Origin of the sequence: Bradyrhizobium sp. HKCCYLRH2015 (genome assembly GCF_051168215.1) — a bacterium.
Lineage (GTDB): Bacteria > Pseudomonadota > Alphaproteobacteria > Rhizobiales > Xanthobacteraceae > Bradyrhizobium.
Map to the genome: position 1 here is coordinate 42,597 of NZ_JBNPUO010000004.1, position 17,826 is coordinate 60,422.

The following is a 17,826-nucleotide window of genomic DNA, read 5'->3' on the forward strand; positions in this document are numbered from 1 at the left end:
ATGGCGCGCAGCGTCGTTCAATGCATCGGGCCGAGCACCGACGTGAACGGCATGGCGATGATTTCCTCGCCGAGATCATCGGAAATGTGGAGTACCCAGTCGCGCCAATCCTCGTCGCTTTCGGAGGAAATCAGCGAATGCATGACGCGCTCGGCGTGATCGCAGGCCTCGGCGAGATCGACGACCGCGGTTCCACGCCGATCGACGAGAAACTCCTCGGGATTGGAGCAGTGGAAGAAGACCTGCGTCATGTCCGTCTCCTCAATCGCCATCCGGCGAATCTCAGCCAGGAGTAACAGCGTGGCGGCGCACGCGAAATCGGATTGATCACGTAAGGTAAATTACGGGGAGAAGTCTAAGCCTGGGGAACCGGGCCCGCAGTGATCCATCTCACGGAACGCATCGGTGTGGAGAAAGTTGACTTGGGTTATTCGATCCGGCGACAGGAGCTCGACATGATGTCTGAAGTCCAGATCCACGCGATCGCCCGGCAGATGCTCGAGATGCACGGCGCCTCGGCCGTCGCGCAGGCTGCGCAGAAGGCGCAGCAATGCGAAGCCAGCGGCGAGGCCGAGGAGGCCCGCGAATGGCGCCACATCTCGGATGCGATGCGGATGATGCGCGGCCCGCACCAGAGCTGACATCGGATTCCATTTTACCGAATATTGCCGCGCGGTCCGCCGGATCGACCGACTCTGCTCCGCAGCAGCCGGCGGTGGATACGTTCCGTCAAGGGAAACGTGTGCCGCATCTCATCCTGGTTTCCGACCCATTTTCCACGCAAGAATCGGGCAACATGATTCGGCGGTGGATTCGCCGACCAACGTTTGCCGGCGCGCCCGCCGTCCAGGGATTATTGCCATGGTCTTCTTCAAGCGTGAGCTGAGCCCCGTCGAGATCTTCGAGCGTGCGCTGAAGGACAAGCAGGCCGCGCGGCAACGGCTGACGGATCGCCTCCGCGTGGCCGAGGCGGCGCTGGACGAGAAGAAGGTTGCCGCGGAGCGGCTCGCCAAGGCCGGCGCCAGCAACGGGCAGCTCGATCGTGCCGAATCCAAGATGCAGGCCGTCGAGCAGAAGGCCAAGGCGCTGCGCGCAGCAGTCGCCGAATGCGATGAGCAGATCATCCTGGCCGAACGCGCCTTCGCCGACGCGGTGGCGCAGCGCGACCGCGACCGCGCCGCCAACGACATCGAGGCCGTCGCCACCGCGATCGAGCAGGCGGTTCCGCGCTTCGAGATCGGTGCGGCGGCGCTCGTCGATGCGGTCACGCGCGGCCGCGCGGCGCTGAGCGAGGCCAGCCGCTTCGCGTCCGATGTCGACGACATCCGGCGCGAGGTGATGTCCGCCGCGGAGCTGATCTGCTGGGAGCTGCGCGCGGCCGCGAGCCGCACGCGGGCCGGCAACATCAACGTGGCCCTGCTGGCGCCGCCCGAGATGCGGCAACTGCCGGCGCCCGAGACCGACCGCCAGATGATCTATACGCTGAGCCCGCTGACCTGGCGTGAGGGCGAGGAGGTGAAGCGCGTCGCCGCCTTTACCATGACCGCGCTGCCCAAGGCCCTGCTGCCGCTGGCGCTGGCGCATCAGCACGTCGACTATCTCAACGCGCGCCGGGTGCAGACGCTGATGCACGTCCATGGCGGCGGACAGCAGCAGAGCGAGCCGATGCCCGACGATCCGGCGCTGGTCGATCTCGATGCGCTGGGTGCGCAGGCCGAGGAAAGCCCGCAGGCTGATGTCGCCTGAGCGCGTCCCTGCGCGCAGGCGCGCCGGAGCGCAGCTGGGGCTTGTTGGATCGGCCGTGCTGCTGCTGATTGTCATCAGCGGTGCACGGGCGGAAAATCTCGATGCCGGTAAATCCGGCGCGCGGCTGTTTGCGGACAGCTGCGCCACCTGTCATCGCTCGGCACGTGGGCTCGCCAAGGGACGCTTCCGCCTGACGCTCTATTTGTTCCTGCAGAAGCACTACACCAGCAGCGACGACGCCGCGTCGGCCTTGAGCACCTATCTGCAGTCGGTCGATGCGCCGGCAGCCGCGCCGGCCCGTCGTCCTGCTGCGCGGCGACGGGATTATCGCGGTGAGACGCGACCGCCGCGGCCGCCGCTGCCGGTCCGGGGACGCTAGTCCGGCGGGCCGCACGACGATCTCCGCTCGCTTCGTCCTGCGAGGGGAACGGGCCGCGGCGAGTGAACGTGAGCTGCTCAGGTTCAGCCGCTCGGCCCGCAGTTTTCCGGTGTGCGCTCGTCCGGGTGTGGCCGATATCCGCAACCTGGGCTATGCTCGTCGGCCAAGGTGCTCGACGCCCCGGGGGTGCCGATCTCGTGCGTGTCCGTGCGAAGCTGGCCGCCCCGAGCCGTATCGTGACGTCTCAGTCGTTCCACGAGCCGCGTTATCGTGATTGTGTTTTCGGGCGTTATGTCTTTTGACGTTGTGTTAGGGCTGTCTGAGGCAGGGCAGCGGCGATGATGACCTTACCGGAGCTCGCGGCAGCGGCGTTGGAGCGTTTCCTCAGCTCCTATATGCGACGCCGTTTCGGATCGTCTCATACCCAGTTGACGGAGATGCTTCCGGCGGCTGCGCGCATTGCACTGGAATGCATCGGCAACAGCGATGCGCTGTATCACAACGTCGAGCACACCTTGCTGGTGACGCTGGCCGGCCACGAGATCCTGCGCGGCCGTGCGCTGCACAGCCACATGACGGCGGACGACTACGTCCACGTCATCCTGGCCTGCCTGCTTCACGACATCGGCTATGTCCGCGGCCTGTTCAGGGAAGACGATGTCAACGGCTTCGTCGTCGATCGCGGCGGCCGCAAGATCTGCCTGCCGCGCGGCTCCTCCGATGCCAGCCTGATGCCGTATCACGTCGACCGCTCGAAGCTGTACGTGATCAACCGCATCGAAGGCATGGCGCCGCTGGACAAGGACCGCATCGCCCGCGCCATCGAAGGCACGCGCTTTCCGCCGCTCGCCGGCCAGCACTTCGACGAAGAGCAGTCGATCGTGCGCGCCGCCGACCTGATCGGACAGCTCGGCGACCCCAACTACATCCGCAAGGCCAACGCGCTGTATCACGAGTTCGAGGAGGTCGGCATCAACCGGCAGCTCGGCTATGAGTCGCCGGCCGACATCGTCAACCGCTATCCGCAGTTCTATTGGAACAGCGTCGCCCCGCACATCCAGACCGAGATCCGCTATCTCAACATGACCTCGACCGGACGCCAGTGGATCGCAAACCTCTACGCCAACGTGTTCCGCGCCGAACGCGACATCTCGCTGTCGGGCCCGCAGAGCTGACTGGCTGGAGTCAACGCCGGCCGCCGACCTCGTCGATGTGGTCGAGCAGGTCGGCCGGGTCCTCGTAGACTCGGATGGCGCCGGACTGGCGCAATTCCTCCGAGCCGTAGCCGCCGCTCAACAGGCCGACGCCGAGCGCCCGGCAGCGGGTTGCGGCAAGCATATCCCAGATGCTGTCGCCGACCACGACCGCGCGCTCGATCGGCATGTCGAGGCGGGCGGCTGCGGCGAGAAACAGATCGGGATCAGGCTTGGCGTAGCGGACCTCGTCGCGGGTCACGACGGCGCTGGTCTTGGGATCGACGCCGAGCGCGGCGAGATTGACAGCCGCCGTTTCCATTCTGCCGCTGGTCGCGATCGCCCAGGGGATGCCGGCATCGGTCAGGAAGCCGAGCAGCTCGCGGGCGCCGGGCAGGGGGCGGACCTGGCCTCCGAGCTTCTGATAGGCCGCCGCATGCGCCTTCCGCAGCCGCTCGATCCGCTCGGGCTCGATGGCATAGCCGGTCTCGCGCAGCAGCTGGTTGGTGAACAGGCCGCCGCTCATCCCGATCTTGCGGTGGATGCGCCAGACCGAGAGCTCGATGCTCTCGGCATCCAGCGCCGTCTTCCAGGCCAGCACATGCTGGTAGACGCTGTCGACCAGCGTGCCGTCGAGGTCGAACAGGAAAGCGGTTTCGATGCGCATGGCTCGCTCCGGGCTGGACATCTGCTACGCAGCAGCCGCTACGGCCAAGCGCCAGCCGCCATTCTGGTTCCTGGCCGCTGCGAGAGCTGTGCTATGCCTGCGCCGCGAGCCCGGCTCAGCCCTTGGGACGGATGAAGCCGGCCAGCGTCTTCTTCTGCTCCTCGCACCAGTTCGTCATGCCGAGGCGGCGCTGATCCATATCGATGGCCTGCGTGGCGACGGCGACCTCAGCCATCAGATCATCGTCCTGCTTCTCGCCCATCTTGCCGCCGGTATGCATATAGGCGATCGCCTTGCGCACCTTCTCGGTCGTTCCGTCAGGCATCTTCATGTCCTGCGCCTTCTGGACCAGATCCTGATAGACGACATCGACGCCGGGACATTCGACCTTGGTGGCGAACGCCTCCAGCACCATGGTCGTATACATGTGGCGTGGCTCGGCGCTGCCCGGTGTCAGGGCCGCCAGCAATGCCGCAATGGTCAATGTCGCAAGGGTTGACGTGTAAAGCAGACCGTTTCGCATCCTCTGGCTACCTCCCGCTTGTTTTCGGCGAGGCTAGCCTGTGGGCGAAGCCCGGGCAACAACGAGCGCAGTGCAGCACGCGCGAATTGATCGAAGGGGCCGCCGGCTATTTGTTCAGCCGCCGCTCCTGCTCCTTGAGCAGAACGTCGAGCTCCTCGCTCTGCTGCGCGAGGCGGTCGGCGTTGCGCTCCTCGTCGGCGGCACCCGACTGCGAGGCGGCCTGCTCGGTGATCTGGCGGATGTTGTCGCGCAGGATCGCGATGCGGTCTGCGAGGTCGGAGGCGGACAGGATGGTCGGATCGGTCAGGCTCATGAACCCCTCGGGATGCGCATTGTCAGGCGCAGCTCCTTAGCTCGGAAAGCCGCGTCGCGACAAGTGGATCGACGGCATCGATCACCCCCGCGCCAATCGGCGCGGACCGGCGCGGGCGCCTGTGCGGATCCCTCAGCGCACCGGCATTGGCGGACGCACCACGGGCTGGTCCGGATCGACCGGCGCCGACGGCAGCGGCATCGGAGCAGGCGGCGGGGGTACCATGTTGGCTGCAGCCGGCGGCGGCATGCGCGGCCGGTGCGGCACCGCTGCTCCGGGCTGTGCCGGGGTCACGGCGGCCGTCGCAGGGCGCGGGGCCGGGCGCGGCCGGATCGTCTGCTCGATGGCGCGCGGATCGAACGACCGTGCTTCCGCGGTCCGCTCGCTCGGCCGCTCGGCGGGCCTGTCGCTGGACTTGGCCTCGGCGACCCGCGCCATGTCGCGGACCATCTGCTCCTGCCCGGCCTTCAACTGTGCGAGGCTCGTCTTCAGCTCGCCGATCTGCTGGCTCAAGGCAGCCAGGTCGTGGGCCATCGATTGCAGCAACTGCGCCTGCTCCTGCGACGCGGTCGCGCCAACCGCGCTCGTTGCGTGCTCCTGCGCCTCAGCCGGCGCTTCTGCGGCCGTCTGCTGGGGCGCGGTCGCGGCTGGCTGTGCCGCGGCATCCTTGTCGGTGTTCGATGCCAGCGAGATCCGCGGCATCCAATGCGCGATCATCTCCTGGGCCTGGTCTCCATAGCTCTGCCAGGCGGCTGCGGCGACCGCGCTGCCGACCGCGAACAGCACCGCCAGAATGGTGCGCACGGCCCAGGTGGCGAACGTGCTGCGCTCTCCGGTGACCGCGAAGTCGCTCGTCGCCTGCGTCCTGTAGTCAGGGTCGATCTTCGGCGAGGGTACATCCGGTGGCCGTTGCGAGCTGCGCCTGTCCGCTTCGGCGGCGGTGCGATCGGCGCGGGCCGCCAGCACGATCTCGGGATCGATCACGGCATGAGGCTGCTGATCGCCGTCTTTGGTCGTCGTTGCAAGCATTGACGCTCCGTCCTCCGTTGTCGTCCGCCTCGCAGGCGGCGCTCGGCTCTGTTCCGATGCGTCGTCCTACCAACGCCTCGTGCACCAACGCTTCGCGTACTCACGCTGCATCGTACTGACGCCTCGTGACACCAACGTCGGATGACGACTGCGCCACGGGACGTTCGGCCTCTCCGGCCGCATCAGCACAGAACCTGGATACCGGTTGTCCCTCGTGCCCACGCATCTGCATGTTCACGGTCATCCATCTTGGCCAGAGCCGCATGCTCAGGAACGTCCCATCATCGTTCCGTCGCGACGCTCGGCTGATTCCTAATCTCATCGACACTTGGTCATATCCGCCCGAACCAAGGCGAAGACATGGCGGTTGCGCGACCCATGCGACCTCCACCTCAGGCCGCAGGCGGAGCATACCCCGAATGCACTGCGAAGGCTATGCCGACGGCGTTCGCCGTGCCGGCGAGATCCCCGGCCGTTGTGACCGACCGGTGCCGCGGAACGACGCTTCGATCGGCCCGTCAACGCTTGAGAATGTCGCGTGTGGGCAACCGTATTTCGCAGCAGAGGCCGCTCGGCTCAAAGCGCCGGACGACGCGGGCACCGACCTCGTACGGCAGCATCTGTTCCAGCAGTACGGTTCCAAAGCCCTGGCGCTGCGCAGCCAGCGGACGGCCGGACATGCCGGTCTCGGTCCAGTCGATGACCAGCCAGTCGGCCGCGTCGCGCTCATCGAGCCGCCATTCGATCCTGATGAAGCCCCGCGGCACGGTCAGCGCGCCGTATTTCAGCGCATTGGTCGCGAGCTCGTGCATGGCAAGCCCGATGCTCTCGGCCGCCTTCGGCCTCAGTCGCACCTGGGGGCCCGACAGCGAGAATTGCCTGTCCTCGCGCGCGGCTCCAGCGCGCAGCTCATCGGCGATCAGCTCGGCCAGATCGAAACCGGCGAGCGGATCGCGCGTGACGACCGCCTGGATGCGCGACAGCGCCGTGATGCGGCCTTCGAGGTGACTGGCGAAATCCTCGACACTGTCGCTCGAATCGCCCGTGCGGCGGATGATCGAGCGGATCACGGCGAGCATGTTGCGGACGCGGTGCTGCAGCTCGGCGAGCAGCAGCTTCTGGTGCTCGGAGGCCGAGACCAGCGCCGTGATGTCTTGGGTGATGCCGCCGATGCGCTGCACCCGTCCCAGCTCGTCGACCATTGGAAAACTACGGATGCGCAGCCAGCGCGCGACGTCGTCCGGCTGCGTGACGATACGGACATCCAGGCTGTCGCGCTGGCCGCGCCGGGCGCGCTCGAGGCTCTCGACGGCGCGGGGCCGGTCCTCCGGCAGCATGAGCTCGGTCCACGATGCGAGATGGTCGCCGCGGAGCACAGCGGTGCGCGGCACGCCATAGATCGTCTCGAATGCGGGGCTGAGATATTCCCAGTGCAGGGTCTCGGCATCGCGGATCCACACCACGTCGGAGGATGCTTCGCCGAACTGGCGGAAACGCGCCTCGCTGTCGCGCAGCGCGGCCTCGGTGCGCTTGCGGTCGTCGATGTTCATCGCGAGCTCGACCAGGGTGCCGTCGCCGAGGTCACGGCCGGCGAACATCATCCAGGCGCGTTCGCCGTCCTTGCGAAAATACTGCTTCTCATAGGGACCGATCCGACCGGTCTGCCGCAGCAGCTCGATCTGGTCGCTCGATGTACCCATCCATTCCGGGGGTGTCAGGCTCTTCCAGGTCAGCTGGCCGCTGTCGATGTCCTGACGCGAATAGCCTGTCATAGCCAAGAAGGCCTCGTTGGCGTCGACCAGGGTGCCGGCTGCATGATCGAAGAACAGCACGCCGACCGAATCGATCTCGAGGAGGCGGCGCAGCCGATGATCGCTGGCATCGCTGCCGTTCGAATGCGGCTGCGGTGCGGACGGCCCGGCCTCCGGCAGCTCGCTGCAGCCGAGGCAGACGGCGAGCTCGGGATCGGTCCGTGCGAGGGCAAGCACGTCCGAATCGATCGCGAGCAGGTGTGCATCGGCCCAGAAGTGGGCTGTGCGCAGATAGGCGAGGAAGGCCGCCAGCAGATCGAACCTGGTGTCGCCGAAGGCATGTCGGATTGCGCGCCGCGAGCGGTCGAAATCAGCACGCTGCATGAACAGCACCGACGCGGCCTCGAACAGGTCCGCCTCACCGTCGCTGTCCGGCTCCGGGATGTCGAGCGGGGGCTGGATGAGTTCGAGCCGGTCGAGCGCCGCCGCGGTGCGCGCGGGATCCGCGAGCGGCCGCGCGAGCAGGTGACGGGCCCGATCGATCGGCTCCGGGCGGGACGTCGAGTCACCCGCGGGCTTGCCAGATCCAACCAGAAATCCGAAATGCCGGGTCAGACAATAAGGCGAACGGTTGAGGCGCGACAGATGGACGGCGAGCCGCTCCTTGAAAAGGGCCGGAAGCGGGGTGTCGAGATAGGCGCATTTGGCGAACTGCCAGAGCTGTCGGGTCGCCTCAGGCGCAGACGGCGCCGACCTGAACAGGTTGGGCATCAGCCCGAGGCGCTGCACGATCTCCTGCTCGAAGGGTCCGTCCACCATGCGCTGTTCGACCATCGCCGTTTCCCCGGCAGAGTGCCGAGACAGTCAGCATAGCGCAAGCGCCAGCGCTCCGAACCTCTCACTCATTCGCGTCGAGCTGACGGCCTTCGCGGTCCAAATGCAAGTAATTCGCGTTGAACAGGCCGGCGCTCATCAAGCGCTCGAGGTCCGGAAGTACCAGCATCTTGCCCTTGAGCACGATCAGGTTGCTGGCGCGCAGTTCCTGCAGCGTGCGGTTGACGTGGACCTTCGACAGGCCTGTCGCCTCGGCGAGATCGGCCTGAGTGAGCGGGAAGCTGCAGCTGCTGTCGTCGGCCAGGCCCGCCAGACGCAGCCGGAAGAACAGCTCGCACAACAGGTGAGCCATGCGTTCGGACGCGGTGCGTTGCCCCAGATTCATGGTCCATTCGCGCTGGATAGCGGCGTTGACCAGCGTCTCCCACCAGAACGCCGTCGCAATGCGTGGATAGCCGGCGCTGATCTCGTCGAAGAACTCGCGCGGAAGATCGGCGATCGACACCGGCGTGATGGTGCCGATCGAATGGTCCATCTCGCGCAGGATGAAGATGTTGAGATCACAGATATCGCCGGGCAGGAAGAACGAGACGATCTGGCGGCGGCCGTCCTCGAGCTGCTTGTAGCGGCAGGCCCAGCCGTTCAGGATCAGATGCACGTCCTTGGGCTTCTCGCCTTCGCGCGCGATGTCGGTGCGTGGCGCGAAGGTCCTTACCCGTTGAGCCGCAGCGCGGTTGAGCATCAGGCGGTCGGCCGCAGAAAGGCGGACGAAATTCTCAAGCTTGCGGACCAGATGACTCAAAGAGTGGTTCCCCCGAATTAGTTTATTGGGGTTCCAAGCGGCGCGACTTCAATAACTTATGTTAGCATGATACCGCGTTGACCGCTGATCTTTCTGCACCTGCGCAAGGAACCAACGCGTTGTCGATGTGCGTGGGTCTGCTGCCGCAATCTCGGTGATGATTTCGCCATCGCGCGATGGTCGGAGCATGAGCGACATCGCGCGAGTCCGACCTGCACTGCGCGCTTCTGTCGTCGAACTCTCATGAAAGTCGATGATGAATCACTGTCGAGGCCCGTGAAAATACGGGAATCGACGTGCGGCCGCGACGATTTGCCCTCGGCGGCGTGCCTGCGCAAGTTAATAGCCTCTTAGACTGCGCTTCCTAAGTTGACCGAAACAATCAACTGGAAATGCACGATGCGAGTCGGTCAGCTCTTTGCGGTATCGATGCTCTCGGTCACGGCGCTTGCCTGTGTTCTCGGGGGCGAGGTGCTGGTATCTCACTATCGCGCCTACGCGAGCAGAACCGAAGCGATCAAGTCAGTCGACGCGTTCGCTGCCGTGCTCCTTGCAGGCCAGGCCGTCGCGGGATTGCGGGCGCCGTTCGTCACGCCGATGTTCCAGGACGTTCCGGCCACTCCTGTGCAGCTGGACGTCGTCGACAAGGCCGGGCAGCAGGCCGACGCCGCCTTCGCCAAGGCGAAAGCGGCCGTTGAGACGCTCTCCGACAGCCAAGCCATCTTCGACGGACTGAACGCCGCCAAGGCAAAGCTCACCGACGTGCGCACGATGGTCGACCGCGCCGTGAGATTGCCGCTGAATGCGCGCGACCCGGCAGCGATGAAGGGATTCCTGCCCGGCTTGACCGACGTGCTGAAATCGGTCGAGCCGCTGCTCAACCGCCTCGAGAACCGCGTCGCGACCGCCGATGCATCGCTGACGCCGCTGCTGTCGATTGCGCGCATCACGCAGGACCTGCGGATCACGGCCGGCGGCCGCGCCGCGATGCTGGCCCCGGCGCTCGGCGCCAAGCGTCCGCTGGCCCCGGCCGAGTATTCCAACATCGATCGTGCGCAAGGCCGGATCGAGGTCGATCGCGAACGGATCGAGTCGAGCATCGATCAACTCGGCAATCCTCCGAAAGTCGCGCAGGCGATGTCGGAGGCGGTCGAAGCGTATTTCAACAACGCTGCGGGACTGATCGAGAAGGAGATCGCGGCGTCGCGCAGCAATGCCGGCTACACGCTGTCACCGGAGCAGTTGGGCGGCACCGTCGTGCCGCCGATCGGAAAATTCCTGACCGTTCGCGACAATGCGCTGGCAGAGGCACGGACGCGCGCCGAGACGGCGCGTGACGATGCACTGGTGATGTTCGGGATCGGCAGCGGCGCGGTGCTCGCGCTGCTCGGCATGCTCGGCGTCGTGACCTTCATGCTGCGCCGTCGCGTGATCGCGCCGCTGGCTGCGCTGACCGGCGTGGTCGGCGACCTCGCGGCCGGCCGTGACGACGTTGTCGTTCCGGCCAGCGATCGGCAGGACGAGATCGGCACGCTCGCCGCCTCGCTGCAGGTGTTCAAGGATGCGCTGCTGGCGAAGAAGGCGGCAGACCGGGCCGCAGCGAGCGAGGCGGAGGCCAAGATCCAGCGTGGACAGCGGTTGGATACGATCACCCGCGAGTTCGAGGCCGTCATCAGCGAGATCGTCGAGGTCGTGTCCTCGGCGTCGACGGCGCTGGAGAGTTCGGCAGGAACGCTCACGACCACGGCCGAGCAGTCCGAGCGGCTCGCCACCACCGTCGCTTCGGCGTCCGAGGAGGCCTCGACCAACGTGCAGTCGGTGGCATCAGCGACGGAGGAAATGTCATCGTCGGTGACGGAGATCGGCCGCCAGGTTCAGGATTCGGCGCGCGTCGCCAACGAGGCCGTGCAGCAGGCGCAGCGCACCAACGATCGTGTCGGCGAGCTTGCCAAGGCCGCGGCCCGCATCGGCGACGTCGTGGAGCTCATCAACTCGATCGCCGGCCAGACCAACCTGCTGGCGCTCAACGCCACCATCGAGGCGGCACGCGCTGGCGAGGCGGGGCGCGGCTTCGCCGTCGTGGCCTCCGAGGTGAAGGCGCTGGCCGAGCAGACCGCGAAGGCGACCGACGAGATCAGCCAGCAGATCAACGGCATCCAGGCGGCCACGCAGGAGTCGGTGAACGCGATCCGCGACATCGGCGAAACCATCGAGAAGATGTCGGAGATCGCCTCGACGATCGCATCCGCGGTGGAAGAGCAGGGCGCGGCGACGCAGGAGATCTCGCGCAGCATTCAACAGGCGGCCCGCGGCACGCAGGAGGTCTCGGCCAACATCACGGATGTGCAGCGCGGCTCCAGCGCCACCGGCCAGGCGTCGGCGCAGGTGCTGAATGCGGCCCAATCGCTGGCGGGCGAAAGCATCCGCCTGAAGCGCGAGGTCGCGCGCTTCCTGGGCTCCGTGCGCGCCGCGTGACGACGGGACTGCACGGCACTGCATTCCAACATCATGAGCGCCGGCTCGGACCGGCGCTCATATCATTCGCTCACTTGCCCTTGTCGAGGTTCTGCGCCATGTCGAGATGATGCTGCAGGGCCGGCAGGGTCTTGCCGGCCCCGTCCTTCAGCGCCGGATTGTCGCCGCCCTTCGCATAGCGCTCGAACAGCGACACCGCGTCCTTATGGGCGCTGATCTGCATGTCGTCGAAATCCGAGCTGAAGTCCTTGCCGCTCGCTGCCTTCAGCTTGTCGAGCTTGCTCTGATGCGCGTTGTCGACAGCGGCGGGCAGTTGGACCTTGACCTTGCCGCTCTCGACCATGCTCTTCAGCTCGGTCGAAGTCCTGGTGTGATCCTTGACCATCTGCGCGGCGAAGCTCTTCTCCGGCGTGTTGCCCTTCGCCGAGCCGGCTCGATTGCAGTTCGAACATGTCGCTGATGGCGACCTGCTTGACGAAGTCCTCGGTGCTCGGCGCAATGCCGAGCGCCGAATTCACCCCGGTCTTTTCGCCGACTGATTGAGCGAGGGCAGGGCCGGCCAGCACCAGGCAGCCGAGCGTGACGCGTGTGCGTCGCATGGGTCGTTCCTCTCGTTGGTTGCAGACCTAAACCGAGAGACGTGCACGATGTCCCGACGAACTGGCGCGCGCGGCGCGGCGTGCCTGGTGAGAAGATGCCGCGAGCAGCCGGCGTAGCCGCAGAGCGTCGGCGGGCGCCGCGCTCTTCTGGTCGTTGTCGAAATAGACGTAGACGTCGATGCCGTGCGACGCCCAGGCGCGAATGCGCTTGGCCCAGGCTTCGAGTGTCGCGTCCGGATAGTTGTCCTTGTAGCGGCCGCCCGGGCCATGGCCGCGCACATAGACGAAATCGGCCGTCCGCCTCCACGGCGCCGGCGCGTCGTGATGGTCCGACAGGCAGAGCGAGATGTTCGCGTCCCTCAGCAGGCGCACGATCGCCGGTGTGTACCAGCTCGGGTGACGGAATTCGAAGCTGTAGCGCCGGTGCGTCGGCAGCAGCGGGAGAAACGACTCGAGCCGTTCTCGATTCGCTTCGAATTGCGGCGGCAGCTGGAACAGCACGGGGCCAGCCTTGTCGCCGAGCAGCGACAGCCGGCTCTCCATCAGCGCGATGCTGTTGACCGAGCGCGCAGACAGGCGCTTCCAATGCGTGATGAATTTGGAGGCCTTCCAGGCGAAAACGAAATCGAGCCCGGTCTGATCGCGCCAGCCACGGACGGCAGCTTCCGTCGGCGTCCTGTAGAACACGCCATTCAGCTCGGTGGTCTCGAACTGGCTGGCGTAGTAGGGCAGCTGATGTCTGATCAGCAGTCCAGGCGGAAAGAACGCGCCGCGCCAGGACCCGTAGTGCCATCCCGATGTGCCGATCACGACCCGGGCCATCATCGTCCTCTCGCCGAGACCAGACCTCGAAAGCAAAGCGTCGTGAGGGCGTTCGGGTTCCTTTCAAAGCCGCAGCAGACGATACGGCGCGCGCTCTAGCGCTCGGCGGCGTGCAGCACCGGCGCGCTCAACAGCTCGTTGATATGCGCCGCCGTCTCCGCCTGCATCGCCTTCTTCAGCATGATGTCGCGCTCGGGGCCTACGGGAAGACGTGCTGCCGCTTCGCGGGCAGCTGTTGCAGCCTGCTGCAGCCGCTGGCCGAACGACACTGTCTGCTTACGCCGGTTCCGGGTGACGCTCATGGCGAACTCCTGTTGCTTCGAACAGGAGTCTGCGAGCCTGCCGGCCTTGTGTCGCTAACACACGTTAGCGTGCAGTTCACTATCCCTGGAGGTCCTGTTGGAACAAGACGACAGCGTCACGGTGCTGATTAGTTGTTCGATCGATCTGGGTCATTGCCCGGAACGCTGAGATGCACCTCGTGGCCTTGCTTGATGGCCAGCGTCGCGGCTGATGCAGCGGATTCGAACGCAGCCTCCTTGGTCGCGTAGTCGCCATGGGCGTTGCCGTCATGCAGAACGCTCCAATGATCGTCGACCGCGACGATGGCGTATTGAGCCAGTCCCATGTCCTCCTCCATTCTTCGCGTCATTGGGTCGAAACGCTCGGGGACGCCCGATGCCGTGCCGCGGGCGCGGCTCGTCTCGGCGGGCACGAGACCAACCAGAGCAGGTTGCATCCGTTCCTGCGCATGCGGACCAACCCTGGCCGGATGCGCCCGCTTCCCGATGCCGGCGAACCGCGGGGCAGCCGGCCCGTTCTCAGCCCTTGCGTTGGGTCTACCCCGCGGGCCGATAGCCTGTTAAGCAACGGCGCAGGACGGGGCGGTCCCCGCGGAAGAGACTGAGAGGAAACGGCAATGATTCAGACGGTCGGCATCATCGGAGCAGGCACCATGGGCAACGGCATCGCGCAGGTTTGCGCGGCCGCGGGCGTGCCGGTCGTCATGGTCGACATCTCCGAGCAGGCGGTGGCGCGCGGGCTCGCCACGGTGGGCTCCAGCCTCGATCGCCTGGTCAAGAAGGAGAAAATGACGGCCGCCGACAAGGACAAGGCGCTGTCGCTGATCACAGGCACTGCCGACAAGGCGAAGCTGTCGAGCTGCGACCTCGTCATCGAGGCCGCCACGGAGAACGAGGAGCTGAAGCTCAAGATCCTCAAGGACCTCTGTGCCGGCCTGAAGCCCGAGGCGCTGATCGCGACCAACACCTCCTCGATCTCGATCACCAAGCTGGCCACCGCCACCGATCGGCCCGACCGGTTCATCGGCATGCACTTCTTCAATCCGGTGCCGATGATGGCGCTGCTCGAGCTGATCCGCGGCCTGCAGACCTCGGATGCGACCCATGCGGCGGCCGTCGATTTCGCCAAGCGGATCGGCAAGGTCGCGATCACCGCGAAGAACAGCCCGGGCTTTGCCGTCAACCGCATCCTGTGCCCGATGATCAACGAGGCGATCTTCGCGTATTCGGAAGGCATTGCGACCGCGGCGGACATCGACGAGGGCATGAAGCTCGGCTGCAATCATCCCATCGGTCCGCTGGCGCTGGCCGATCTGATCGGCCTCGACACGATGCTGTCGGTGATGGAGGTGTTCTACAACGGCTTCAACGATCCGAAGTATCGGCCGGCGCCGTTGCTGAAGGAAATGGTGGCCGCAGGCCAGCTCGGCCGCAAGACCGGCAAGGGCTTCTACGACTACGGCAAGTAGCTGCGGCCAAGTAGCTACAGCCAAGTAGCTACGGCATTGTGCGACGCGAGCGGCGGGTGTCCCATGCGCCCGCCGTGCCTCGGTTGACGATCGACTACTCGGACGACGGATTGGCGGACGACGGATTGGCTGACGACGGATTGCGTTGACGATGGATTGCGTTTCGAGGCGCGTGGGAGGACCACAGAACCACAGCTCCCCAAATGAGAGCTGCCGAGTTCGCACTGATCCGATGATCCAGATTCACGGCACAGCGCCGGGTGGGCAAGGGGCCATGCCTCGCTGATGCAGCCCACAAAGCCGCGACCCGGCGTGCCGTTCGTGATTTGCCGCTATGCGATTGTCCGAGCGATTACCGTCGCACTCAGCGGGCCTGGTACGGAGGTGGAGTCATTGAACCTCCCTGCAATCAGATGGATCGTCGTCGTTCCAACATCATCGGCACCATGAGCGGCTACCGCAATGGACGACGGCAGCGATCGTCCTCCCGGCGGCCGGCGCTGTCAAGGCGCAACATGACGCATTGATGAATTCGACGTGACAGGTCCGGTCGATCCTGCGCGCGCGGAGAGACTGTGGTTCGCCTGGGAGTGATGACAAACCCGTGCAAATCATTACATGAGGGCAGCCGGTCGACGAGGCTATGCGGTTGCGCCTTGCTCGAGCTCGTGTAGGCCGCATCGGCCGACATAAGGATCTGCAGCGGCGATTCACCGAGTGTGGCTCGGGTTGCGGCCTTTCGGGGAACCAAAGAATTCGTGGTGTTTTGTTTGCCGCGAAAAGCAAGGCAGGAGAACAGCGATGAGAGCAGTTGGCATCATTCTGACGACGGTCGCCATGTTTGTGGGAACTCTGCCCGCTCTGGCAGCTGAGCAGGGTACGGCGGGCACGGTCACGGGGATCAACCGTCTCAACGGCACGATCGCGATCAAGCGCATTCCCGATGGAACCGTCGGCGCCAACACGGCCGGGGCAGCCCAGGAGTTCAAGATCAAGGACAACGCCATGATCGAGAACATCCACGCCGGCGATCGCGTGACGTTCTCGACGTCCGACGCCGCCACACCGACGATCGTCAAGCTCGATCGGCAGAAATAGCCGACATAGCCGGATCGAGGGGCGCGATGAGACAGTGCGGTGCTCTCCGCGGACGGGGCGTATGGCGTCTCGGGCTCTGGATGATGATGGTCGTCGGGAACTGGACTGTTGCGACTGCGGCCCCGACCGACTTGTACCAGGCGCAGACGGTCGTGACCGGCCAGGGCGAGGACAATCGCCGGGCGGCCTTTGCAGCATGTCTGGAAGACGTGCTGATCAAGGTGTCCGGTGCATTTCAGCTCAGAAACGATGCAAGGCTCGCACCACTCGAGGCGCGGGCCGCGGAGTTCGTCACCGGCTTCGATTATCACGATCAGATGTCGGGCAAGCCGAAGCATGACGAGCAGGGCACGCGCGACCGTCCATATGACCTGACTGTCTCATTCGATCGCGCGCGGATCGATGAGTTGCTTGCGAGCTTGAACATCAAGCCGTGGCTGGGGCCGCGCCCGTCGATTGGCGTGATTGTGACGATGACGTCGGGCGGTCGTACTTTCTTCGTTGCATCCGACGACCGGAGGTCCGATCTGCAGCGCGACGCGCTGCGCGCGGCGGCCGTCAAGCGTGGGCTCGAGATCGCTCTGCCAAGCGCCTCCGAGGTCTCGAAGGCCGCTATTGAGCGCACCAAGTTGAACGATGTCCAGCCCGCGGCGGTTGCGTCGTGGTTTCCCGGAGCCGAGGTCATGCTCTTTGGCGATCTCACCTGGGACGATGCCGAACTGGGCTGGGTCACGCAATGGCGCCTCGATCGCGCCGGCCGGCAATATCGGTGGCAATTCCGTGGCGTGACGTTCGACGAGGCATTTCGCCGCGCGCTCGGTGGGGCAGCGCAGATTCTCTCCGACAACGGAACGCCGTGAGGTTGCCGCGATAGCCTGCGACCATCCCTGTAAAGTGGATGCCTGAGCCGCGCATGCGGGCACGAGAGTCTCGCGCCCGAGCTCGCTCCGGCAAACAGACAGGAGGGTGCCCGTGGTGAAACTCAGAACGTGTCTCATTGCTGCGCTGTTGATTGCCACGTCCGCCTCGCTGGCCGTGGCCGCGCCGGGCCTGGTGCGCACCGCGGCCACCATGCGCGCAGGACCGGGCCCAGGTTTTCCCGTCGTCGAGCGCATTCCGGCCGGTGCCAGGATCACCATCCATGGCTGCATTCAAGGCGGCGCGTGGTGCGATGTCAGCTTCGGAGGCGAACGCGGCTGGGTCGCGGCGCGGACGCTCGCCTATCTGTATCGTGAGCAGTACGTTGAGCTGCCCGAATATGTCGAGTACGTGCCGACTGTCGGCTTCACGCTGACCACCTATTGGAGCAGCTTCTATTTCGGCCGGCCTTGGTATCATCGGCATGCGTTCTGGAATCGCTACTGGCATCGCCATCCGCCGGTCATGGCGCAAAATCCGCCTCAGCCTGGCATGACCCCGGGGATGCCGGGGCGCGGTCCCGGCGGGGTGATCCAGCCGGGCGCGGTCGCCGGCACAGGCCAACGATCCGGACCGCCTTCGGGCATGCAAGGTCGTGTGCCGCCCGCGACGGCCGCCGGCCCCGCCGCACCTCCGGTCGTGGCTGGTGGTCCCGCGCGAGTTGCAACGCCACCCATGGTGCAGCCGTTGATGAGCCGAAGCAGCGGTGCGCCGCAGAGCGCCCGCGCGCAGATGGGCGGCATGCGCATGATCGGGACTTCGCCGCAAATCGGTTTGGCGCATATCGGGGGCGGCCCCGCCATGGGTGCTGCGCGTGTGGGCGTCAGCGGCCCTCGCGGCGGCGGGCGTTCCGGCCCGGGCGGTGGTTTCCGCCGGCACTGAGTCTTCAGCACTGGCGTGGTGTCC

The 17,826-nt window shown here is 65.8% G+C and carries 19 protein-coding genes and 1 pseudogene; 9 read left to right on the plus strand and 11 right to left on the minus strand.

Annotated elements, in window-relative coordinates; all coding sequences use genetic code 11:
- Positions 1-17: 17 nt before the first annotated feature.
- Positions 18-251, minus strand: coding sequence for a DUF6894 family protein (locus ACQR1H_RS11330; RefSeq protein WP_434880883.1), 234 nt, complete (start codon positions 249-251; stop codon positions 18-20).
- Between the two features lie 207 nt (positions 252-458).
- Here ACQR1H_RS11330 and ACQR1H_RS11335 point away from each other — a divergent pair, with 207 nt between their 5' ends.
- The 4 genes from ACQR1H_RS11335 (at position 459) to ACQR1H_RS11350 (ending at position 3,300) form a co-directional block, all read left to right on the plus strand.
- Positions 459-641 (plus strand): hypothetical protein, encoded by a 183-nt coding sequence (locus ACQR1H_RS11335; protein WP_315741166.1) that lies wholly within the window; start codon positions 459-461, stop codon positions 639-641.
- A 220-nt stretch (positions 642-861) separates the two neighbouring features.
- Positions 862-1,746, plus strand: a complete 885-nt coding sequence (locus ACQR1H_RS11340; RefSeq protein ID WP_316215675.1) for a hypothetical protein — start codon at positions 862-864, stop codon at positions 1,744-1,746.
- A complete protein-coding gene (locus ACQR1H_RS11345) occupies positions 1,736-2,125 on the plus strand; it encodes a cytochrome C (RefSeq protein ID WP_316180835.1) in 390 nt (129 codons plus the stop codon). Before ACQR1H_RS11340 ends, ACQR1H_RS11345 begins: the two co-directional genes overlap by 11 nt.
- 338 nt (positions 2,126-2,463) lie before the next feature.
- The gene (locus ACQR1H_RS11350; RefSeq protein ID WP_315800215.1) at positions 2,464-3,300 is read left to right on the plus strand and encodes an HD domain-containing protein; all 837 of its coding nucleotides are present in this window, start codon (positions 2,464-2,466) and stop codon (positions 3,298-3,300) included.
- A 10-nt stretch (positions 3,301-3,310) separates the two neighbouring features.
- Here ACQR1H_RS11350 and ACQR1H_RS11355 read toward each other — a convergent pair whose 3' ends face one another.
- The 6 genes from ACQR1H_RS11355 to ACQR1H_RS11380 all read right to left on the minus strand — a co-directional run bounded on the left by ACQR1H_RS11355 (position 3,311) and on the right by ACQR1H_RS11380 (position 9,237).
- A complete protein-coding gene (locus ACQR1H_RS11355; protein ID WP_316215676.1) occupies positions 3,311-3,985 on the minus strand; it encodes an HAD family hydrolase in 675 nt (224 codons plus the stop codon).
- A gap of 115 nt (positions 3,986-4,100) precedes the next feature.
- The gene (locus tag ACQR1H_RS11360; protein ID WP_315800213.1) at positions 4,101-4,508 is read right to left on the minus strand and encodes a hypothetical protein; all 408 of its coding nucleotides are present in this window, start codon (positions 4,506-4,508) and stop codon (positions 4,101-4,103) included.
- A gap of 106 nt (positions 4,509-4,614) precedes the next feature.
- Positions 4,615-4,821 (minus strand): hypothetical protein, encoded by a 207-nt coding sequence (locus tag ACQR1H_RS11365; RefSeq protein ID WP_315800212.1) that lies wholly within the window; start codon positions 4,819-4,821, stop codon positions 4,615-4,617.
- 132 nt (positions 4,822-4,953) lie between these two features.
- Complete coding sequence (locus ACQR1H_RS11370) at positions 4,954-5,850, minus strand: hypothetical protein (protein WP_434872707.1); 897 nt, start codon at positions 5,848-5,850, stop codon at positions 4,954-4,956.
- 518 nt (positions 5,851-6,368) lie between these two features.
- A complete protein-coding gene (locus ACQR1H_RS11375; protein ID WP_434872708.1) occupies positions 6,369-8,435 on the minus strand; it encodes a PAS domain S-box protein in 2,067 nt (688 codons plus the stop codon).
- A gap of 64 nt (positions 8,436-8,499) precedes the next feature.
- The gene (locus ACQR1H_RS11380; protein WP_315712288.1) at positions 8,500-9,237 is read right to left on the minus strand and encodes a Crp/Fnr family transcriptional regulator; all 738 of its coding nucleotides are present in this window, start codon (positions 9,235-9,237) and stop codon (positions 8,500-8,502) included.
- Positions 9,238-9,636: 399 nt separating this feature from the next.
- Between ACQR1H_RS11380 and ACQR1H_RS11385 the strand changes: the two genes are divergently transcribed.
- Positions 9,637-11,712 (plus strand): methyl-accepting chemotaxis protein, encoded by a 2,076-nt coding sequence (locus ACQR1H_RS11385; protein ID WP_434872709.1) that lies wholly within the window; start codon positions 9,637-9,639, stop codon positions 11,710-11,712.
- 70 nt (positions 11,713-11,782) lie between these two features.
- Here ACQR1H_RS11385 and ACQR1H_RS11390 read toward each other — a convergent pair.
- From ACQR1H_RS11390 to ACQR1H_RS11405, 4 genes and pseudogenes are all read right to left on the minus strand, one after another.
- A pseudogene (locus ACQR1H_RS11390) lies at positions 11,783-12,311 on the minus strand (DUF4142 domain-containing protein).
- A gap of 27 nt (positions 12,312-12,338) precedes the next feature.
- Positions 12,339-13,133 (minus strand): DUF72 domain-containing protein, encoded by a 795-nt coding sequence (locus ACQR1H_RS11395; RefSeq protein ID WP_434872888.1) that lies wholly within the window; start codon positions 13,131-13,133, stop codon positions 12,339-12,341.
- Positions 13,134-13,228: 95 nt separating this feature from the next.
- Positions 13,229-13,435: a hypothetical protein gene (locus ACQR1H_RS11400; protein ID WP_315800208.1), complete on the minus strand. Its 207-nt coding sequence runs from the start codon at positions 13,433-13,435 to the stop codon at positions 13,229-13,231.
- A gap of 128 nt (positions 13,436-13,563) precedes the next feature.
- Positions 13,564-13,761, minus strand: a complete 198-nt coding sequence (locus tag ACQR1H_RS11405; RefSeq protein ID WP_315755672.1) for a hypothetical protein — start codon at positions 13,759-13,761, stop codon at positions 13,564-13,566.
- Between the two features lie 291 nt (positions 13,762-14,052).
- Between ACQR1H_RS11405 and ACQR1H_RS11410 the strand changes: the two genes are divergently transcribed.
- The 4 genes from ACQR1H_RS11410 to ACQR1H_RS11425 all read left to right on the plus strand — a co-directional run bounded on the left by ACQR1H_RS11410 (position 14,053) and on the right by ACQR1H_RS11425 (position 17,802).
- Complete coding sequence (locus ACQR1H_RS11410) at positions 14,053-14,904, plus strand: 3-hydroxybutyryl-CoA dehydrogenase (protein WP_316236604.1); 852 nt, start codon at positions 14,053-14,055, stop codon at positions 14,902-14,904.
- 801 nt (positions 14,905-15,705) lie between these two features.
- Positions 15,706-16,002, plus strand: coding sequence for a copper-binding protein (locus ACQR1H_RS11415; protein ID WP_434872710.1), 297 nt, complete (start codon positions 15,706-15,708; stop codon positions 16,000-16,002).
- Between the two features lie 80 nt (positions 16,003-16,082).
- The gene (locus tag ACQR1H_RS11420) at positions 16,083-16,862 is read left to right on the plus strand and encodes a DUF2066 domain-containing protein (protein ID WP_434907561.1); all 780 of its coding nucleotides are present in this window, start codon (positions 16,083-16,085) and stop codon (positions 16,860-16,862) included.
- 112 nt (positions 16,863-16,974) lie between these two features.
- Positions 16,975-17,802, plus strand: coding sequence for an SH3 domain-containing protein (locus tag ACQR1H_RS11425; protein ID WP_434895196.1), 828 nt, complete (start codon positions 16,975-16,977; stop codon positions 17,800-17,802).
- The last annotated feature ends 24 nt before the right edge of the window (positions 17,803-17,826 follow it).